The organism is Sphingobacterium alimentarium (genome assembly GCF_004342685.1).
GTDB classification, from domain to species: domain Bacteria; phylum Bacteroidota; class Bacteroidia; order Sphingobacteriales; family Sphingobacteriaceae; genus Sphingobacterium; species Sphingobacterium alimentarium.
In genome coordinates, this window is the sequence record NZ_SMBZ01000002.1 from 139,305 (window position 1) to 161,435 (window position 22,131).

Below are 22,131 nucleotides of genomic sequence, written 5' to 3' on the forward strand. Positions count from 1 at the left end.
TGAAAATCTACTTTACCTCCTCAAAATCAATAAATTCACCTGCATTTGCACCTACCTTGCGCTTTTCCTGACGGGGTGGTACATAATCAATTTCTATTTCGCCTTTTGGAGTATTGTCTTGTTGATTATAATCACGGTATGTGGATTGCTGACCAAATGGATTGCCTGAAGTGTATGTATAAGTAAAACCACCTCTACCTTGTTGCGCTCTCTTCATCATACGTTCTGTTAATTTTTTCATGGCATAAGGCAACAGCAAACGCATTGAAAATTTTAAAGCATAATAAGCGGCAATAACAAATAAAATAAAATATAAAGCTGTCATGTAGTATGTTCTATTTATTCAAATATATCAAAATCGCGAAAAAATAAAGTCAAGTAAATGTCAGACTGAAACGACTTAACAATTTTTAAGATTTCGACTTGAGAATCGCATTATAGAGTTCCTCTTGTCGATGTGTACCGATAATATAGATCAATCCATCCTTATCAGTGAGCCATACCGCATCTTTTCCCCCAGAATAAAACCGAATCTTTCCATTCTTATGCAGATTATAGACGGGGTTGTTAAACACATAAGTGCTGTATGGTTTCTTCTCTATTTTGGTGATGGAAGCCAAGTCGATTTTGACCAAACGTGTGGACCACAATCCGCTCAATACCACATTGCCGTTGTATACATCGGTCTTATAATGTACCAGATACATCATGATAATGGAAACCAAAATAATACAACTACCTACGATAAAGAACAATTGCCTCGAAGGCAGATGATCTACATTGAGATAATATACTATGAAACAAAAGAGCGCTAAAGTCATACGGACACTGATCCAAGACTTATCTCTACCTAAATATTGTCTCTCGACAAAATGCTTTTCTTGACTCATATTACTTTAAATTGCAAACTAATTTAAGCACTTTCTGTGTATTATCCCTAATCTTAAATCTTTCATCCAAATGGTAATTGACCACCCAGATGATTTTGCCGTCACCATTTACCAATATCGGCACTCTTTTTTTATCAAGAATATTGATCTTTTTTTGGATAAAATAATCACTCAGTTTCTTTTTTCCATTCATCCCTAAGGGCTGAAAAGTATCCCCCTCCTCCCACTGACGAATAGTCAAAGGATAAACGAGAGATGCCGTGTCAATTTTGGCTATTCCGGCTCCATTCTCTATAGCAAGATCCGAATTTCCCGTTATTTCAATCTGAAATGCGCCCCACTCCACACGCGTGGTGGCTAGATCGATGTGCACAGGCTCCAGGTCCATATTCTTTTTGGATAATATTACATCTTCTCGATCCGTGACGATAATATACGTATCCGAGGCAAATTGTTTACCGGAATCTTTATGCAAGCTTTCCAGCAAATCTTGTAATACGGTCTTGCTAAAACCAAATGGTTCAAACATAAAATACAGCTCACTCAGCTGCAGGTGCTCCAATTCTTCTTTGGCGATACGCCAAGAATGATCACTTCGCGCAATCATAATCTGGGATCGTAACTCTTGCATATGGTTGTTTATGACCTCCTGCGCATCCCGAAATCGTGCTATATTATCCGCCATGATACGAATAAAATGTGGATTCAGCTGCTCGAATTCGGGTATAATATCCAACCGAATTTTATTGCGGGCATATTTATTGGAAAAATTAGAAGAATCATCGCGATAAGGAATACCTTGATTTTGCACAAAATCCGTGATTTCTTCACTGTGTAGAAACAATAATGGACGTACAACATGTGAATCATCACGCAACGGTAGAATGCCTTGCAGCCCCTGTAGTCCTGTTCCACGTGACAAGTTAAACAATACCGTTTCTACAGAATCATTCATATGTTGAGCCACCGCAATGACTTTACAGCCACGCTCCATGCGCAATCTTTCGAACCACCCGTAGCGCAGTTCGCGTGCTGCGATTTGTATAGAAACTTTGTGTGTAGCAGCATATCCTGTAGTATCAAAGCGCTGCACATGAATCGGTATTTCATTAGCCACAGCAAATCCGCGCACCAATTGCTCATCGGCATCGGACTCTTCCCCTCGTAATTGAAAATTACAATGTGCTATTTCGACGGGATAATAAAGCTGATGAAGCAGCCACAGAAGCAACATCGAATCCCTCCCACCACTGACCGCTACAAGGATTTTTTCGTCCTTGCTAAACAGCTTATTATCTTCCACATAGCGTTCGAAGCGCTTAAGAATCTCCATAATTCAAAAGTAATCATTAAAAATTGATTTTATTTAACACGAAAAATCATCCCTTAACATTTTTTTGCTATTTAATTATCTATTTTTGCCAACGTGAAGCAGTATTGTTTTTTATTACTATTTATCCTTAGCGGACAATTTTTGTTTGGGCAGGTAACTACTCCATCCAACGAATCCGCGCGTATGAATTTGGTGTCTTCCAATTCGGGGAGAATCAATGCCAAAACCGGACATATGACATTCTACCATCCGGTATACGAGCACAAAGGAAATACCTTATCCGCTGATAGTGGATATATCTACGAAAATGAAATTAAACAACAGTTTTTTGAGGCTTTTGGAAATGTAGTAATTACGCAGCCATCAGGAACTGTGATATATTCCGATTACTTGCATTATGATGCGTCATCACAACAAGCTCGCCTACGCGGCAATGTGAAGATGGTGGATAGAAACTCGGTGCTTACGACCAATTTTCTGACCTACAACATGCGGTCTAAGGTAGGGACCTATACGGGAGGTGGCCGGATTATAACGCAGACGGATACCATTACCTCCAGAAATGCTTATTATTTCGAAAACACGGGCGATGCCTATTTTAGGCACAAAGTCATTGTGCGCAACCCCTCTGTGAAAGTATACACAGATACGATGCGCTATAATAGTCTATCTAAAAACACCTATTTCTTTGGACCCACAAATATAAAAGGCAATAACCAGGAAAATTTATACACCGAAAGAGGTGTCTACAATACCGGGACGGGTGTTGCCAACTTCAACAAACAAAATTTGTACACTGAAGGAAGTAGATTATTAAAAGGTGATAGTCTGCATTATGACCGCGATTCAGGCATTGGCAAAGCGTTCCGCAATGTAATATTTGTAGACACAGTAGACAAGTTTTATGCTTATGGTGGTAAAGGTGAATACCGACAAAGTGAGGAATCCATCTTGATGACTGAAAAACCGTATATCATCACGGTGGTCCAGAATGATTCAGACTCAACACAAACGGATTCTGCCGCAATCAGCCCGCCGGTAACAGCTCCCATTGAAGAAAAAAAGACGAAAAAGGAAGTCACAAAAACAGTTGATCAAAGCTCGTCCGTGACAAATACCGCGCAAAATCCTGATGTTGTAAACAAGCCGCTTCTTGTCAACAGCAAGCCAGAGCCGAAAGTAGATTCCGTATACATGACAGCAGATACCCTATTTTCGAGAATGATTTTAGCAAAAGAATATGTTCCTTTGAATCTGAATCTGGATAGAAATGGTGGACAATTGATAGAAGAGGCCGAAGAGGACTATGGCGAGGACGAAGAAGACACCATACTAGCTGAAGGAACTGAAGGAGCAATCCAAGAGGAAGGCTTACAGGTAGTAGGAAAAACGAATGAAAAAGTCCTTCAAAAGCCTAATGAGACCACAAAAAAAACAACTGCTCCAAAAATTACAAGCAACAATACGAGCGGTAATAGGCACGGCGAAGGAAGAAAAGAAATTGATAATACGCTGAAAGCAGATTCTATTCTGCGGCAGCGTGCAATCATTCCAGAAGCAGGACACGCGGATAGCGCCATTAATAAAGCGTTGAAAATTGCGCAGCAGCCTACCAGCAATGATTCGAGCACGACAGCTGTTTCGGACACATCACGCACCCGTATTGTCAAAGCCTATTATAATGTTCGCTTATACAAATCGGATTTGCAGGCTGTAGCGGATTCCGTGTATTATGGCATGCAAGACTCCATGTTTAGATTTATGGGAAGACCGATGATCTGGGCGGAAAATTCGCAGATATCTGCAGATACCATTTATATGCAGATTCTGAATCAGAAAATGGACAATGCGCTACTCAAAGAAAATGCTTTTATGGTCAATGCATTGACTGACTCCACCAAGTTCAATCAACTCAAAGGAAGAAAAATCACGGCATTCTTTGCAAATAATAGTATAGAAAGGTTATTCGTCGATGGAAACGCAGAAAACCTTGTTTTCTCAGTGAATGATAAAAACAATATCGTTACGGAGATGTTTCACGATCGCGGTGGTCGGATTAAAGTCTTCATGGAAGACAAAAAAATCAAAGATTATTTTACTATCAAAAAAGTAGATCAAAAGGTTTATCCATTCAACCTTGTTACCCAAGAGAATGAGATATTGCCTGGATTTATTTGGCGACCTCAAGACCGACCAAAATCCAAAGAAGATTTGTTAAATCGAAAACGCGAACTGCCGAAGGATACCGAAGTGAAGGGCGAGAAGGAGGATTCCGATGAAAATAGCAGTACCAGCAAACCTATAGAAAAGAAAGTGGAGGAAACACAAGAATCCACTGAAGAAAATAATTAAAACAAAAAGGAGCTCCATTGGTGAGCTCCTTTTTGTTCTAATTGTATCTTTTATAATCCTTTTAAGAATTCCGCCAATTTGCCAACAGCTATGGCACGATGGCTAATCGCATTTTTCTCCTCTGCAGACATTTCTGCAAAAGTCTTGTCATAACCATTGGGAATAAAAATCGGATCATAACCAAAGCCCTTTTCTCCCCTTCTTTCTTTAATGATTTGACCTTCGATAGTTCCTTCGAAAAAATGTTGTTGCTCATTTAGATAAAGCGAAATAACAGTTTTGAAACGTGCATTGTTGGGACTGTCTCCCAATTTTTCTAACAGCAAATCAATATTTTTTTCCATATCGCGAGAACCAGAATAGCGCGCAGAATATACACCTGGTTCGCCATTCAAAGCATCCACCTCAAGGCCCGAATCATCCCCAAAACAGTATAATCCATATTTATTCACCAGATAATCGGTCTTCTGCTGTGCATTCTCCTGGAAGGTAACACCTGTCTCGGGAATATCATCCTGGCAATCAATATCGCTCAGTGATTTCAATATAAATTTATCGCCTACAATAGCTTGTACTTCTTCAAGCTTATGCGCATTATTCGTCGCAAATACTAATTCTAACATGTAGCAAAGTAAAAACTAAAAATTAAAAAGTCAAAAAGTTAGAAGGAAAAAGGAAAATATAAATAAGTCGAAAAACTTATTTTTAAGAAGCAATAAAAGTCTTAAACTCTCCCCAAAAAAGTTTCTTTTTGCTGATATCAGCAAACATTTCTTCGAACGAGAACGTATTGAATACAGCCGCTGCGCGACCTTTTAAATAAGAATTGTGTGGAATTTCAGGAAGAACTAACGATTTGGGTTCTACGCCAAGCAATGTGATTTTCGTCGGCGTGAAGAAATCTCTGATGCGGCTGAATTCGTTGGGATTTTGAGGGTTTGCAAGATTGACTACAGCCACATTTTCCAGCGTCAATCCTAATGCAGCAATTGTCTTGACAAAAGCTTCTTCCGCTTCGGGTGAGAAATAAGGATAATCTGGATAACGCAGAATAAACAATATACCTGCAGACTTGTCTCCCTTGTACACGAACTCTTCCGTGGAAGAATCCCAATTTACTGAAGGTAAATTCTCCGAAGAAGAATTTTGAGCATTATCCATAACAAAACCAGCAGAAAACAAAGTTTCATTCATCAGTGCTTGTAAGGCTATTGGATTATCTGTTAATAGATTGCTCATAGAAAGGTGATAAATGAGCAAAGAGAAAGGCTAAGACCTCGCTCTTTGCTCTTTATTAACAATATTATTGTCCTAAAATCCAAGCGAATACCAATGGCGCAACGATAGTCGCATCCGATTCGATCATGAATTTAGGTGTATCGATATCTAATTTACCCCAAGTGATTTTCTCATTGGGAACCGCTCCTGAGTACGAACCGTATGAAGTCGTAGAATCAGAAATCTGGCAGAAGTAAGACCAGAAAGGAACATCTGTCCACTCTAAATCTTGATACATCATCGGTACTACACAGATTGGAAAATCACCAGAAATACCACCAGCGATTTGGAAGAAACCTACTCCTTTACCGCCTGAGTTAGCACGGTACCATTCTGTCAAATAAATCATGTACTCGATACCTGATTTTACAGTTGAAGCTTTTAAGTTACCTTTGATTACATTAGAAGCGAAGATATTACCCGTAGTTGAATCTTCCCATCCTGGACATACGATCGGTAAATTTTTCTCTGCTGCAGCAACAATCCAAGAATCTTTAGGATCAATTTCGTAGTATTGCTCCAACACACCTGAATTCACCACTTGGTATAAAAATTCATGTGGCAAATAACGCTCACCTTTAGCCTCTGCTGCATGCCAAACATCTTCTAAATGCTCTTGAAGACGACGGAAAGCCTCCTCTTCAGGGATACAAGTGTCTGTCACACGGTTGAAGTGTGTATCTAACAATTCGCGCTCTTGCTCTGGTGTCAAATCTCTCCAGTTAGGAATACGTTTGTAGTGTGAATGTGCAACTAAATTCATCACATCCTCTTCTAAGTTTGCACCTGTACAAGAGATAATATGAACTTTATCTTGACGGATCATTTCCGCTAAAGAAACACCTAATTCTGCTGTAGACATCGCACCACCTAATGATATCAACATTTTACCACCTTCTAGTAGATGCTGCTCATATCCTTTAGCTGCATCAACTAAAGCTGCTGCATTAAAGTGACGGTAATTGTGCTCAATAAATTGACTAATTGGACCTTTTTGTGTACTCATCTTTATCTATTTTTAATAAGTAGTACAAAGGTACTGATTTAAATTTATTTTAGGTTGTTTACCATGCTATTGCCATACGTCAACATCTATTTTTTAACAAATGATAAAAAGTCATCTTACTGCTATGGAAATATTCAGCGCTATACCCTTAAACTTCCTATGATACACCGTGATACACGGGCCCTCGAAATTATTTATGGCACTATAAAAAATAAAATTATTTTTGCATATTAGACTATTAACCATAATTAAGAAATGAAAAATCCTGTACTTGTTGATAAAATCACTATCGGAACTATTGAGTTTGCCGCTTATATTGTAGAATACGAAAATAATTTAGAGGCCTTTACTATCTATTACCAGCACGAAAAAGAACCCCTACTGATGTTTCAACAGATTGACAGCGGTGCAAATGAGGTGGAAATAAAGGTAAATCAAGAAATGGTCGATAAGTTGCAGCTTCTAAAATCCAAAGATCCACAACAACGTAAAGCGCATTACATCGCATTCCGAGAATTTGCGTTGAATGCAGAACAAAAAGCTAAAGAAATAGCCCTAAAAGACAAAAAATTGTACTATCTCACGGATGTACAATTGATCAAATGCCTGGAACAAGCTTATTTGGTGGATTAAAAATAATGGATTATTTTCTTTTCAATAATTTTGAAAAGAATAAATAGGACGCAATCAAAAAAGTGACGAGAACAATAAGGACAACAACTTCCTCCTTACCGATTCCCCAAGACATTGTATTCATACTACCAAAATAAATAAAAAAGGGTGATTATTCATCACCCTTTTTCTAAAAATTATTTTTTCTGAATAACTGCTTTGTAAGCTCCTGGAGTCAGATCCAGAGAGATATCATACGTACCTGCAGCTGTAATTTCCAAATCAGCACCTCCATGGGTGATCTCGCTTGGAGTGCCACCAAAGTTGATCGGCCAATCATCGTTAGCTCTGAACTTTATTTTACCCGGTACTAGATTAATAGTGATTTTCCAAATATAAGTTCCTTTGCCACCAGCAAAAGTCATATCCGTATCCGCATCCCAACCTGTAGGTGTTGCGTCACCGATAATACCCATCTTAAGTTCAAGAACTTCATACGTTAACGCTTCTGAATCCATGCGCACACGGTAAAAGCCATTTTTCTCTACCGTAAGATTATCCGCCTCTTCGTCTTCAGAAATCGTTCCTGCAGTAGTACCTTTACCAAAACCACCTGCCCAATCTATGTTAGTAGGCAAGAATTTGAATCCCCCGTCTGCTGTCAAATACTCAAAGATTTCGAATTTTGTTTTACTCTCGGCATCGTACAGTGACATCAATGTGGCATTAGAAGGCTCCCATCCAGCTCCCGTAGAGCCACCTACGATATACATCGCCGGGGTGCTTTCTAAGAATGTAATAGGATGCTTCTTGGTAATAGTCTGCCCACCAGATTGGTAACTCACGATAAGATTTGCTTCACCAATGTAACTCTCGTCCAATGGAATATCAAATTCTCTTTCGGTGATTTTTTGATTTCCTTCCAAGGTTACAGCTTCAGTCATCAGGGTTTCTCCATCTTTCTCAATCGCGAAATCAAAAGACTTCACGTTATTAGTGATAAAACCAACTTTAAGTTTCTTACCAATTTGTAAGGATGCAGCTGTAGATTCATTGATCGAAACAATTTCATCGTCAATCGTATGTTCTACCTTCTTGCAGGCATTCAGTCCGCCCACAAAAAGGACACATAGACAAATTGCAATATATTTATGTAGTGTTTTCATGAGATCATTAATTAATATCCAGGATTTGGTGTTAGATTTCCATTATTAGCCAGAGCTGTTGCTGGTATTGGGAAAAGTCTTTTGTGCGTTTCCGAAGGATTAGCAGGCTTGAACAACATGGCATCTTCCCATTTACCAAAACGAATCATGTCGGTACGTCTTGTTACTTCAAAGGTAAATTCCAAACCTCTTTCTTTGTAAATAGCATCTAATGTCAACGTTGAAGTAGTGAAGTGCTTCTCCGGATTAATAGGGAAAGCTCTTTTACGAACTTCATTAGCCGCTGTCAAGGCTTCTGCAGCAGTACCATTTGTAGCACCACGCAAGATAGCTTCTGCTTTCATCAATAGCACATCAGCCAATCTTAATACAACCACATCATTACCTGCATCACTGCCTATATGATTTTTATCGGGTTGGTATTTAACACAACGTGCGCCTGCAAGACGACCACCATCATCAGCACCACCAATATCAAAGTCAGATCCTGGCAACAAATTATAGCCATTAGGATTGATCACGATATTCATACCGTTATAGATTAATGGTTGTCCTGTCGAATTATACTGTTGGCCGTACAACCATTGCTGCTTACGATTATCTTGGTCTTCAAACAAGTTAAAGTACGCTGGTTGAGCACTCCAGCCATTCCAAGGGTTACCATTCAATTCAAATGTCTGACGGTGCGCATAATGCAACACTTTATTGAATAAAGCATTTCCTTTAGCACGAGAAGCGTCAAACGGAATGGAGAAAATTGGTTCTGGACTATCAGCCCCATTATCCGGCTTAAATTGAGCCAAGAAATCATTTTCTAGAGAATATTTTCCCGAAGCAATCACAGCATTCGCATTTTCTACTACTTTATTCCATTGTGCTGTACCGGTGTACACCTGTGCATTGAGGTATGCTTTTGCCAATAGCGCATGTGCAAACCATTTTGTAGGGCGACCATACGTCGCTAAAGATTTATCTTCACTCAATAAAGCTAGATTTTCTTCCAATTCAGATACAACAAATGCAAATACCTGTGCGCGTGGAGTAGTAGTTGGCAACTCTGTACCTGTATCAAAGGTCGTCACCAAAGGTATATTTCCATAGGCATCCATCATCAGATAATAATACCAAGCACGCATGGTTTTAATTTCTGCTAATGTTTGATTTTTTTGCTCTGATTCTTCAGATTTTTCCAATACACTGAGTACACGATTACATGTACCTATGGCATTAAAACCCCAATTCCAGGCATTACGAACCACCTCGTGCGAAGGAGACCAGGTGTGATAATGCATATCACGCCATTTACCACCGTCAAACCAGTCACCACCACGTGTTGGGATGATTACCTCATCCGAACCAGCAGTCTGTAAATCAAAGTAATCTCCAAAAAAACCACGTGCAGAAGTATACACGGGACCTGTTACGGCCACAAATTGCTCCGGTGTCTTTGGAAATGTTTCTTCTGTATAAGAGGAATATACTTTATCGTCAAATTTTGTACATGAACCACCTCCAAATAAGGTAACTCCTGCCAGAAGAAATATATATAGTTTATTATTTTTCGCTTTCATATTATCTACGTATTAAAATGTTAAATTGACACCTAGGATAAATGATCTAGTCTTAGGATAATAACTTCTATTATCTATACCTGGAGACAATCCGCCAAGGCTTAACTCGGGATCCACCCCTGTATAATCAGTCAATGTAAATAAGTTTTGCGCTGTCAAGTACATTCTTGCTTGTTTGAAATACTTCGCTTTACTAGTGTCAAAACGGTATCCGAGCGTCATATTATCTAGACGCAAGAAAGAACCATCTTCCAAGAAACGGCTTGATGCAATCAGTGGAGTCTCGAAAATACCTTCTTTCAAGGCGTCATTCGAAATGTTGGTCACATTAGCTTGTTGCAATCTGGATAAGTCCGCACGTGTAGCGTTGAATATTTGGTTACCGTACACCCCTCTCAAGAAGATGTTTAAATCCCAGTTTTTGTATGCAAAATTGTTGTTCCAACCGTAAGTGAATTTTGGAAGTGCATAGCCCATGATTTGGTAATCATCCGGTGCGGAGATCTGATCTTGCGTCACCAATTCTCCCGAAGGCTTTTGGTAAATAGTACGTTTACTTACATCATCATAACCAATGTATTTGGCTACATAAAATGTACCCAAAGGTTGACCAGGTAATACGATGGAAGCAGTTTGGCCTGTCCATCCTTCTAGCCCAATATCTCCTTCATAACGTTGGGATACACCGATATTCTCGATATTAGAAGATAAGGAACCTACTTCATTGACGTTTCTAGCAAAATTCACGGTAGTAGAGTAACGGAAATTGTCATTTTTATATACATTCGCATTCAACACTACTTCTACCCCTTGATTGTTCATGCTTGCACCATTTGCCAATAATCTGTTGAATTGATAAGGAGGCGAAGGCACATCATACTCATACAATAAGTCTTTGGTTTCTTTGTTATAATACTCGATGGTACCGCCAATTCTGCCACCCAAAATTTCAAAGTCCAATCCCACATTGAACATAGAAGTGCTTTCCCATTTCAAATCTGGATTTTCATTTTGGTTAACACCATAGGCATTCACCCATTTACCGTTGTAGAAGAATTGTCCATCACGAGGACCGAACATGATAATACTACGGTATGGGTCGATATTTTGGTTACCCGACACACCATATCCTGCTCTTAGTTTTAATTCGGAGAACAATTGCTGATCCTGCATAAAGGACTCACGCGTCAAACGCCATGCAGCAGAGATAGAAGGGAAAGTTGCCCATCTGTTGTTCACCCCAAATTTGGATGATCCATCACGACGAATAGAAGCACTGAACAAATATTTTTCATCATAATTATAACCTATACGGCCATACGCTGAGATCAATAAAGATTCTTTGATATGAGGGAAATCACTATAAGGATTATAACCATCTGGCAAAGCACCCAAATTCAAGTTATTGTCAAGAAGATCATCAGACATGAATCCCACAGCTGTACCACGTAGTCCATCATCATTTTTGGTGCGTTGGTAAGAATAACCCGCCATTGCATCAAAACTGTGTAAATCTCTAGTGAAATTGTAGTTCAAGTAAGATTCTAAAATCTTGTCGATATGCTTTAATGCCGTACGATCCGCAAAACCTCTACCCAAAGCAAAAGAATCAAAATCCGTACGCGCCATATAATAACTCCTATCCCAATGCGTACGTTGGTAAGATAATACATTCGACCAGATCAAACCGTCGATGATTTTTAAATCCGCTTTGAAGTTTCCTAACAACGTATTGTTGCTGCGGGTTTCATCACGTTGATTGAGCATTCCTACTGGATTCATGTATCCGGTACGACCTACTACTTGAAAATATCCACCATATTGTCCATATTGAGGATCGTCTGACATAATAGGTGATGTAGGCACAAAACGAGCTGCACCATTGAAGATACCGTAATCTATATGTTGCGAAGTATTGATACTATTTGCCAAATTGAAGGATAATTTCAATCGGTCGTCAAATGCATTTTGATCCACACCCACACGTGCTACGATTTTTTCGACACCACTACGCTTCACAATACCTTGATTATTGAAATAATTTAATGAAGCATTGTATCGTGTGCCTTCACTTCCACCTGTAAGGGACAAATTGTGGTTGTGCGATACACCAGGTCTCGTGATAGCCTTTTGCCAATCTGTTTCGTATCCAGTTTCGTTCGGTGCTACAGTCAGCCCATTTTCTTCTACAAAAGCTTTGTGCTCGGCTGCAGTAAGTACATTCACACGATTGGAAACTGTTTCAGTCGCTGCATATCCACTGTAAGAAAGTACAGGTGCTCCCGCTTTACCACGTTTTGTTGTTACAAAAATAACACCGTTGGCGGCTCTAGAACCGTAGATCGCTGTCGAAGAAGCATCTTTCATCACATCCATAGACACGATGTCATCCGGTGCAATCAATTCGATATTTGCGCCAACAATTCCATCAATTACATACAGTGGAGAAGAACTTGCTGTCAATGAAGAAGGACCACGCAATTGCATCGTAGATCCCGCTGTCGGGTCACCCCCCGATCTATTGACCGTAAGACCAGCAACTTTACCGGCTAATAATTGATCCGGAGAACTCACCACCCCTCTGTTAAACTCCTCAGGAGTAACACTGGAGATGGAGCCTGTCACTTGTTTACGTCGCGCCGTACCGTAACCGATTACGACCACTTCTTCCAATTCATCAGAAGCACCTGTCAACGTAATGTCTAACTTATTCTCACCCGCCGCAACGGTAAGAGTGGTTTGGAATCGTTCATAGCCAATCATATTGACTACAACAGTTTTACTTCCTAATGTTTGATTAGAAAGAACATAATTACCATTTGCATCAGTAGATGTAGCCGATGAAGTGTTGAGAATACTAACAGTAGCTCCCACTACGGCCGCGCCTTGCTCATCGGTGATTCTACCAGAGATAGAATTTGTTTGGTCTGCTGCAAAAGCAAAATTAGCCATTGAAAGAAAGCTAAACAGCCAAAACAAACCATAGAGCAAAGAATTACGAAATGTAAAATTGTGCATAATTTGAGTTTTTGGTTTATTAAAAGAGTTTAATTTAGGTGCTTATACTCCTATAAGTACAATCATCTTATAATTTTTGTTTGTTTGATATAATGGTTATCCGTATTTTGGGAACGTTCCCAAAACACGAATTAAAGATAAATATAAAATTTCACTACTTCAAAAATTAATTTGAATTAATCATCCACAGAACTTTAAAAATAGTTTTCTATCTTAACCCTTAAATAGCCCTAGGTATGCAAAATCAAACACCAAAATCACTATTCCAAATCACTAATTTGTGTGCTGGTTTTTTGGGAATTCAAATTGGTTTTGCGTTGCAAGCAGGGAATGTAACACGGATTCTTCAAAATTACGGGGCAGACTTGACCGAGGTATCACTCTTTTGGCTGATAGCTCCGCTATCTGGAGCAGTGGTGCAACCACTCATTGGCTATTGGAGTGACCGCCGAATGAACAATGGCACATCAAGAGTTCCTTTTCTCCTCATCGGCGGAATTCTAAGTGTACTCGCACTCTTGGCACTGCCGAATGCCAATGCGCTATTAAATGTATGGTCACCGTTATTGATAGGTGCTATCCTGCTGGTGGTAATAGATATTTCCTTCAATGTCAGTATGCATCCTTTGCGGGCAGCAATCTCGGATTACCTACCCATATATCAACAGCCTCGAGGTTTCGCTATACAGACTTTTTTGATTAGTATTGGTGCTATACTGGGTTCTACATTACCTTATATCTTACATCGGTTTTTTTCGGTTGAAACCATCAGCAGCGATGAAGGAATACCTCTCAATGTGAAATGGGCCTTTAACATCGGAGCTTCTATATTATTGATTACCATACTTATTACTTCCAAGACGATCCTGAAACAAACAATAGAAGTAAAAGCAATCGCTTCCAGTCAGAAAACATTTTATTTACCCTCCATACCCATCAATATGTGGAAACTGGGGGTCATCCAATTTTTTAGTTGGGCAGGCTTCTTCCTGATCTGGATATTTATGACTCCTGCCGTCGCGCAACATATCTTTGCGGAGTATAATTATGACCCAAAATCATATTCCTATTCCGAATCGGCAAATATTACAGGCGTGTTATTTGGTTGTTACCACTTGTCAGCAAGCATTTTTTCCTTAGGCTTACCTGTGCTCTACAGAAAATACAACATCATTACGACACATCTTATCGCTTTGTTAATGGGAGGATTTGGGCTAATATTGGTATTTCTATGTACTGAGATTCATCAGCTCTATCTCCCTATGTTACTGCTGGGGATAGCATGGGCAAGTATTTTAGCCTCACCTTTTGCATTACTGAGTCGTTTAATTCCACAATCCAAAGTAGGTTTATATTTCGGTGTATTTAACCTTTTTATCACTCTTCCGCAGATAGCAATAGGACTTTTTAGCGGAGTGATCATTGAAAAGCTATTTGGTGGGGAAGCGATCTATGCCATTATGATAGCTGCAATTTGCTTGATTATAGCCGCTATCAGCTGCTTGATATATCGTAAATCCTTATCCTTGTGATGATTTTCGAATTTTTAGTTCTGACTTCAATACAATTTGATCTGTGCTCGGAGTGAGATTGGGGTTTTTGAGATTTTTGAGCAGTAAGCGCGCTGCTTCCCGCCCTATCTGTTCAGCGGGCTGAACAATAGTAGACAGCGGTGGAGATAACAATTCTGCAATTTGCAAACTGGAAAACGCCACGACTTTCACCTGATCGGGAATGGACACTCCAAGATGATTACACACGTAGTAAGTCGAAAAAGCCAAGCGTTCTACAGATGCAAAAACCGCATCCGGCTTGTCCGTAGTCAATAAATCCGTGATGATCACAAAATTTTCAGTGTACGAATTTGAACAATTAACGATCAATTCTTCCCGCACAGGCAGCTGATGTTTCTTGAGCGCATCCGTATAGCCCATGCAGCGCTCTTTACCAATAGAATGATCCTTGTCAATGACCAAAAATGCAATAGACTTACAGCCCTCTTGAATAAGATGCTCGGTGGCTTCAAAACTGCTTTGGTAATCATCCGTCGTAATTCCGGGAATCGCCACATCATCGTATAAGCGATCAAAAAATACGATGGGCATCTTTACTAAATCGATATTGAATAGGTAACTGTGGTCGTGCCCCTCACCTACTACAGACATGAGTACACCATCCACTTTTCCATTAGAAATACTTGTCACAAACTCACGCTCCTTGCACACATTATCGTCAGTGGCATAGACCAAGGTATGGTAGCCTGCTTCTTTGGCAATTTGCTCAGCACCCTTAATTATCTGCGTAAAATAGTTGTTTTCGAGTTCAGGAACGACCACTGCAATGGTTTTGCTTTTTTGTTCGCGCAGATTACTGGCATAATGATTAGGTCGGTAGTTGACCTCATTGGCATAGGCCAGAATACGTGAGCGTGTATTGGCATTTATATCACTATTGGATTGAAATGCACGAGAGACAGTGGACTTGGAAAGATTCAAAGCCTTAGCTATAGATTTTATATCTACTTTACTCATCCGGGTGACAAATTAATGATTTAAATAGCAATATAAATAAAAGTGTGTGATTAAATCATTTTTATTTATATCCAATAATTAGAATTAAATAATGTAGCAGAAACACAAACTGCTGGCTATATGATATAACCATTACAAAATTATGAAAAATCAATTTTATTTTATGCGCTTTTAGGACTTGTATCAGTGAGCTGCAAAAAGACAATAGTGTATCTTCTGAATTCCTACAGGGAAAATGGATAGAAAAAATTGAGGGGTTTAGAACGCACACCAATTATTTTTATTATACATTTAAGAAAGAGAATAAAGAATGTCAAATCTATATTCAAAGAGACAGATATTATTATGCAACAGATACTACAATATCCAAAAAATATATTTTTGACGAAAAGGAAAATATATTAAGCCTATTTGAAGCTAGTTCTAAAAATACGGATATAGAAAAATACAAAGTTTCACAAATAAACTCATCCACAATGCAATGGAAAGCATTGACAGGAGAAGACAATGGTTGGGATAAAAAAATGATAAAACAAAAAATGGGTGATTAAATCACCCATTTTTCACATTTATCTAAAAATTCTTTTCGAATATCAGCTCCAATACCAAGGCTATCTGAAATAGTTATCTCATATCCATTGTACAGAATTCCTCCGATTACAGGATCTTCTAAATGTCCTACCATACAGGTATCCAGATCATAAAATTTCACATTAGGGGCAGCATAAGCAAAGTGCACTTTTGCAGCTAAAGCTAATCGCGACTCCAACATTCCTCCTATCATACATGGAATATTGTATTCCGCTGCCACGGCTTGAATTTTCAAAGCTTCATAAATTCCCGAGGATTTTGAAAATTTGATATTAATATAATCACATGCATCTGCTTTGCATAGTCGCTCTGCGTCATAATGCGAGTATACAGACTCATCCGCCATGATTGGCACAATAGTTTGTGTACGTAATTCTGGCAACAAGTGATCATTGTAAGTACGCATAGGCTGCTCACAAAATTGAATTTTGTAAGGTTCTAAGCCTTGTAATGCTTCTACCGCCCCTTCGAAGGACCAGCCTTGATTTGCATCAATACGGACAGGAATATCAAATCCCACGGCTTGACGAATAGCTTTGATACGTGCAATATCATCTTGCGGATTTTTACCCAGCTTGACCTTTAGCGCAAAAGCGCCGCTTTCCTTGAGCGTGAGTGCTTTGGCGGCCATCTCCTCCGGAGAAGCTATTCCCAACGTAATATCGGTAACAATATCTCTTTTCTTACCGCCCAGGAATTGATATAAAGGTAATCCCGCCGCTTTAGCTGCCAAATCATACAAAGCCATATCAAAAGCCGACTTAATCGTGGCATTACCTGCAATATAAAGATGAAGTTCTGCGAGGCGAGCCGGAATATCTAAAGGATTCTTCCCTTTCCATATTTTGGCAAAATCCTGCGCCACTGCCAGACAGGTGTTTTGGGTTTCGCCCACAATCATCGGAAAAGCCGAACACTCTCCTACACCATATATTCCAGCATCTGTGCTAATTTTTACAAATGTATTTTGAGCATAATCCATTGTTCCTGTAGCAATAACAAAGGGTTCCATTGGGATGCTCAAGCGATATATTTCGATTTCTTTAATAATCATGATTCGTTTGTATAGAACAACAAAAAAACGAATGAAATTTCAAATAATCAATCAAACGCCGAAATAAATACAATCTCTTTAAAACTAAGTAGAAATCTAATTATTAATTAATCAATATTAATACATTTTTATTGAAATAATTTCAAACAATAATCGAAATTATTTTTATATTAGCAAACTCTAATTGGAATTAACATAATTAATATAAGACAATGCAGCAAGAAGGTCTTTACAACCCCGAATTCGAACACGACGCTTGTGGTGTGGGTTTTGTAGCGCATATAAAAGGTAGAAAATCGCATAGCCAGGTACAAGATGCTCTGATTATGCTTGAGAATATGGAACATCGTGGCGCATGTGGATGTGATCCCGAGAGTGGTGATGGCGCAGGAATAATGATCCAATTGCCGCACGAATTTTTATGGGAAGAATGTATTGACCTAGGCATTCAACTCCAAGAGCCGGGATACTATGGCGTAGGTATGGTATTTTTACCAAAAGAAAAATCACTCAACGACATATGCCGTCAGGTAATCATTGAAGCAGCGACCGAACGGAAAATGGAGTTTTTAGGCTTTAGAGCTGTTCCGGTGAATAAAGAAGGAATTGGACTCACGGCCTTGAGCGCCGAACCTGAGATCGTACAATTTTTTGTATCCAGACCCGAAGGCGTAACCAATACAGAGGATTTTGAACGGAAATTATACGTATTACGCAGACTTATCATTCAAAAAATCAAATCCGTCCAAGCTTATCCACTTCCACTTTATATTGCCTCTCTTTCTTGCAAAACAATTATTTATAAAGGTCAATTAACGACTTATCAAGTTGGCACATATTTTAAAGACCTGAGAGATCCACGCGTGGTATCCGCTTTTGGATTAGTACACTCGCGTTTCTCTACCAATACGTTCCCTTCATGGTCATTGGCTCAACCATTCCGCATGATTGCGCACAATGGCGAAATCAACACATTGACGGGTAACTTGAACTGGTTTTATGCGAATGTACGCTCCCTCTCTTCGCCCTATTTTACGGAAGAAGAGATGGAAATATTGCTTCCAGTAGTGGACAAAGGACAATCGGATTCTGCCTGCCTGGATAATGTCGTAGAATTGCTATTGCACAGTGGCCGTAGTTTGCCCCATGTGATGTTGATGTTGGTACCGGAGGCTTGGGATGGAAACACGCAAATGGATCCATTGAAAAAAGCGTTCTACGAATATCATGCTACGCTCATGGAACCATGGGATGGTCCCGCAGCTTTATGTTTTACAGATGGTAAAATTATTGGTGCAACCTTGGACAGAAATGGATTACGTCCATTGCGCTTTGCCGTGACTTCTGATGATCGCGTAATAGTGGCCTCAGAAGCAGGTGCATTGCCTATAGATGAGTCAATCATCATCAAAAAAGGTCGTCAACAGCCAGGCAAAATTTTCGTTGTCGACATGGAAGCGGGCACAATCCGTGCCGACGAAGAAGTAAAAGGCGAATTAATCCGTCAACAACCGTATGGCGAATGGATCAATAATTATAAAATAAAATTAGAAGAACTAGCTGACCCGCGTGTAACTTTCACTTACTTGTCAAAAGAGTCCGTATTCAAATACCAACAAGCATTTGGCTATTCACGTGAAGATATCGAGACAATCTTAACACCGATGGCTACAACGGGTTACGAACCTATCGGTTCGATGGGAACTGATGTGCCATTGGCGGTATTATCGGATCAAGCACAGCACCTTTCCAGCTATTTCAAACAATTCTTCGCACAGGTAACTAATCCACCGATCGACCCTATCCGTGAGCGGTTGGTGATGAGCTTAGCTACATTTATTGGTAACTCAGGCAATATATTAGTAGAAGATAAGAAATCTTGTCACTGTGTGACGCTAGATCATCCTATACTCACATCGAGTGAACTGGAAAAACTACGCTCCATAGATACAGGAATTTTTCAGGCCAAAACGCTACAATGTTATTTCCGTGCAGATGGCAAACCGGATTCTTTGGAAGCTGGTATCGAAAGGTTGTGTCGCTATGCAGACGATGCGGTACGCGATGGATTTGAAGTAATTATTCTTTCAGACCGTGCAATCGACTCACAGCACGCAGCAATACCTTCCATTTTGGCAGTCTCAGCAGTACATCACCATTTGATCAAAACCGGAAATCGTGGTGCTGTAGGTTTGGTAGTCGAAGCTGGAGATGCTTGGGAAGTACATCACTTCGCCTGTTTGTTAGCTTTCGGAGCCACAGCAATCAATCCTTACTTGGCATTAGCAAGCATCCGTACATTGAAAGCAGAAGGCTTGATAGATACGGATCTAGAATGGGAAGATTTGCGCAAAAACTACGTGAAAGCAGTATGCAGTGGCTTGTTGAAGATTTTCTCTAAAATGGGAATCTCTACGCTTCAATCTTACCATGGCGCACAGATATTCGAAGTGCTAGGCATCGATCAATCGGTAGTTGAGAAGTACTTCTGTGGTGCGGTATCACGCATTGGAGGTCTATCTTTGGATGACATTGCCCGCGAGGCACTGACCAAACATTGGCGATCGTTTGAAGCGCCACGCAATGTTAAACCTTTGTTACCTGAAGGTGGTATTTATCAATGGAAACGTCGTGGTGAAGGCCATCTTTGGAATCCTCAAACCGTCCACTTGCTTCAACAAGCTTGTCGTAACAATGATTATGAGTCCTTCAAAAAATATTCTGCACTAATCAATAATCAGAAAGAACGCATGTTTACTTTGCGCGGATTATTAGATTTTGCAAAACATAGAAATTCAATTGCTATTGACGAAGTAGAACCGGCAAGCGAAATCATGAAACGATTTGCCACAGGTGCCATGTCGTTTGGCTCTATCTCGCATGAAGCACATAGCACATTGGCTATAGCCATGAACCGCATCGGCGGAAAATCCAATACAGGTGAAGGTGGAGAAGATGAGATCCGTTACCAAAAATTACCTAACGGGGACTCCATGCGATCGGCCATCAAACAAGTCGCGTCTGCTCGCTTTGGTGTGACATCCAACTACTTGACGCAAGCCGATGAGATTCAAATCAAAATGGCTCAAGGTGCAAAACCGGGAGAAGGTGGACAGTTGCCGGGACATAAAGTAGATGACTGGATTGCTAAAACTCGTCACTCCACGCCGGGTGTAGGGTTGATTTCCCCTCCTCCACACCACGATATTTATTCCATCGAGGATTTAGCGCAATTGATATTCGATTTGAAAAACGCTAATCGTGATGCACGTATCAACGTGAAATTAGTGTCTAAAGCTGGCGTAGGAACCATTGCTGCGGGGGTAGCAAAAGCACACTCTGATGTCATCCTGATCGCTGGTTACGATGGTGGTACAGGAGCATCGCCTATCAGTTCGATTAAGCACGCGGGTCTTCCGTGGGAACTTGGTTTGGCAGAAGCGCATCAAACTTTGGTACAAAATAAACTAAGAAGCCGCGTCGTATTGCAAGCGGACGGACAGATGAAAACAGGTCGCGACTTAGTTATTGCGACACTGTTGGGTTCCGAAGAGTGGGGTGTCGCTACTGCAGCATTAATCGCTGGCGGATGTATCATGATGCGCAAATGCCATCTGAATACCTGTCCTGTAGGTGTGGCAACACAAGATCCTGAATTACGTAAATTGTTCTCCGGAAAACCAGAAGATATCGTTAACCTATTCCATTTCTTAGCGGAAGAAATGCGCGAGATTATGGCGCAATTGGGTTTCCGTACCATTAACGAAATGGTAGGCCGCGCACAATTCTTGAAAAAACGTGAAGACGTAGGCCATTGGAAAGCGCAAAAAGTTGATTTTTCTGGAATTCTACATGTAGCACGCAATGAAGTAGGTCAATCACTCTATAATACCGAAGAGCAAGACCACGGCATGAGCATGATCTTGGATTGGGGATTATTAAAACAAGCTAAAGAAGCCTTAGAAAATAGAACACCTGTATTCGGAACCTTTAAGGTTAAAAATACAGACCGTACAATCGGAACACTACTGTCTAACGAAATTTCTAAAATATACGGTTCGGAAGGATTGCCGGACAATACCATCAATTTTAAATTCGAAGGCTCCGCAGGTCAATCATTCGGTGCATTCAACACAAAAGGTATCTCTTTTGAACTTGAAGGCGAAGCAAATGACTACGTAGGTAAAGGCTTGTCTGGCGCACAATTAGCAATTTATCCCGCTAAAGAAAGTGCATTAACACCACACGACAATATCATTATAGGTAACGTAGCCTTATATGGTGCCACTTCGGGTCACTTATTCATCAATGGTATGGCAGGGGAACGATTCGCTGTCCGCAACTCTGGCGCGACCGCTGTGGTAGAAGGCATCGGCGATCATGGCTGTGAATACATGACTGGTGGGCGCGCACTAATCTTAGGGGACACCGGAAGAAATTTCGCTGCTGGTATGAGTGGTGGTATTGCATGGATTTACGACTTGAGCGGCAAATTCAAAGAAAATTGCAACCAAGAGATGGTGGATCTGGATCCGTTGGAAACGGAAGATGAAAATGAAATCATTGCCTTACTCAAACGTCATATCAACTTAACCAAAAGTGCTAGGGCAACCTATATCTTGGACAATTGGGCAAGTGAGAAGCACCGCTTTATCAAGGTATTTCCGCGTGAGTACAAAAATGTGTTATTGAAAAAAATGGTTGTAGCTTAATTTAAGGAGGAAATAAA

15 protein-coding genes are annotated in these 22,131 nt (G+C 40.1%); 4 read left to right on the forward strand and 11 right to left on the reverse strand.

Features of this window, described 5'->3' with window-relative positions; translation table 11 throughout:
- Positions 1-7: 7 nt before the first annotated feature.
- The 3 genes from EDC17_RS01605 to tilS all read right to left on the reverse strand — a co-directional run bounded on the left by EDC17_RS01605 (position 8) and on the right by tilS (position 2,223).
- A complete protein-coding gene (locus EDC17_RS01605; protein WP_132776244.1) occupies positions 8-325 on the reverse strand; it encodes a DUF4834 family protein in 318 nt (105 codons plus the stop codon).
- 85 nt (positions 326-410) lie between these two features.
- Positions 411-890 (reverse strand): hypothetical protein, encoded by a 480-nt coding sequence (locus tag EDC17_RS01610; protein WP_132776246.1) that lies wholly within the window; start codon positions 888-890, stop codon positions 411-413.
- A gap of 1 nt (position 891) precedes the next feature.
- The gene (gene tilS / locus EDC17_RS01615; RefSeq protein ID WP_132776248.1) at positions 892-2,223 is read right to left on the reverse strand and encodes a tRNA lysidine(34) synthetase TilS; all 1,332 of its coding nucleotides are present in this window, start codon (positions 2,221-2,223) and stop codon (positions 892-894) included.
- Positions 2,224-2,364: 141 nt separating this feature from the next.
- On the opposite strand from tilS, the gene EDC17_RS01620 reads away from it, so the two are divergent.
- Positions 2,365-4,575, forward strand: a complete 2,211-nt coding sequence (locus EDC17_RS01620) for an OstA-like protein (RefSeq protein WP_243645936.1) — start codon at positions 2,365-2,367, stop codon at positions 4,573-4,575.
- Positions 4,576-4,625: 50 nt separating this feature from the next.
- On the opposite strand, the gene EDC17_RS01625 is transcribed toward EDC17_RS01620, so the two are convergent.
- The 3 genes from EDC17_RS01625 to EDC17_RS01635 form a co-directional block, all read right to left on the reverse strand.
- Entirely contained in the window at positions 4,626-5,198 is a 573-nt protein-coding gene (locus EDC17_RS01625) for a non-canonical purine NTP diphosphatase (RefSeq protein ID WP_132776250.1), read from the reverse strand.
- An 82-nt stretch (positions 5,199-5,280) separates the two neighbouring features.
- Complete coding sequence (locus EDC17_RS01630) at positions 5,281-5,814, reverse strand: hypothetical protein (protein WP_132776251.1); 534 nt, start codon at positions 5,812-5,814, stop codon at positions 5,281-5,283.
- 64 nt (positions 5,815-5,878) lie between these two features.
- On the reverse strand, positions 5,879-6,859 hold the full coding sequence (locus tag EDC17_RS01635) for a deoxyhypusine synthase family protein (protein ID WP_132776253.1): 981 nt from the start codon (positions 6,857-6,859) through the stop codon (positions 5,879-5,881).
- Positions 6,860-7,114: 255 nt separating this feature from the next.
- Between EDC17_RS01635 and EDC17_RS01640 the strand changes: the two genes are divergently transcribed.
- Positions 7,115-7,492: a hypothetical protein gene (locus tag EDC17_RS01640; protein WP_132776255.1), complete on the forward strand. Its 378-nt coding sequence runs from the start codon at positions 7,115-7,117 to the stop codon at positions 7,490-7,492.
- Positions 7,493-7,668: 176 nt separating this feature from the next.
- Here the strand turns inward: EDC17_RS01640 and EDC17_RS01645 are convergent, their stop codons facing one another.
- From EDC17_RS01645 to EDC17_RS01655, 3 genes are read right to left on the reverse strand one after another with little or no spacing between them, the layout of a single operon-like run.
- Positions 7,669-8,637, reverse strand: coding sequence for a SusF/SusE family outer membrane protein (locus EDC17_RS01645; protein WP_132776257.1), 969 nt, complete (start codon positions 8,635-8,637; stop codon positions 7,669-7,671).
- 11 nt (positions 8,638-8,648) lie between these two features.
- Complete coding sequence (locus tag EDC17_RS01650) at positions 8,649-10,208, reverse strand: RagB/SusD family nutrient uptake outer membrane protein (protein WP_132776259.1); 1,560 nt, start codon at positions 10,206-10,208, stop codon at positions 8,649-8,651.
- 12 nt (positions 10,209-10,220) lie between these two features.
- The gene (locus EDC17_RS01655) at positions 10,221-13,226 is read right to left on the reverse strand and encodes a SusC/RagA family TonB-linked outer membrane protein (RefSeq protein ID WP_132776261.1); all 3,006 of its coding nucleotides are present in this window, start codon (positions 13,224-13,226) and stop codon (positions 10,221-10,223) included.
- Positions 13,227-13,462: 236 nt separating this feature from the next.
- Here EDC17_RS01655 and EDC17_RS01660 point away from each other — a divergent pair, with 236 nt between their 5' ends.
- The gene (locus tag EDC17_RS01660) at positions 13,463-14,758 is read left to right on the forward strand and encodes an MFS transporter (protein WP_132776263.1); all 1,296 of its coding nucleotides are present in this window, start codon (positions 13,463-13,465) and stop codon (positions 14,756-14,758) included.
- Here EDC17_RS01660 and EDC17_RS01665 read toward each other — a convergent pair.
- A complete protein-coding gene (locus tag EDC17_RS01665) occupies positions 14,747-15,757 on the reverse strand; it encodes a LacI family DNA-binding transcriptional regulator (protein ID WP_132776264.1) in 1,011 nt (336 codons plus the stop codon). The two genes, EDC17_RS01660 and EDC17_RS01665, sit on opposite strands and share 12 nt — an antisense overlap.
- Before the next feature lie 547 nt (positions 15,758-16,304).
- Positions 16,305-17,402, reverse strand: a complete 1,098-nt coding sequence (locus EDC17_RS01670; RefSeq protein WP_132776266.1) for a mandelate racemase/muconate lactonizing enzyme family protein — start codon at positions 17,400-17,402, stop codon at positions 16,305-16,307.
- A gap of 212 nt (positions 17,403-17,614) precedes the next feature.
- Between EDC17_RS01670 and gltB the strand changes: the two genes are divergently transcribed.
- Positions 17,615-22,114 carry a glutamate synthase large subunit gene (gltB, locus tag EDC17_RS01675; protein ID WP_132776268.1) on the forward strand — a complete coding sequence of 1,500 codons (4,500 nt, stop codon included), beginning with the start codon at positions 17,615-17,617 and terminating at the stop codon, positions 22,112-22,114.
- Positions 22,115-22,131 lie beyond the last annotated feature (17 nt).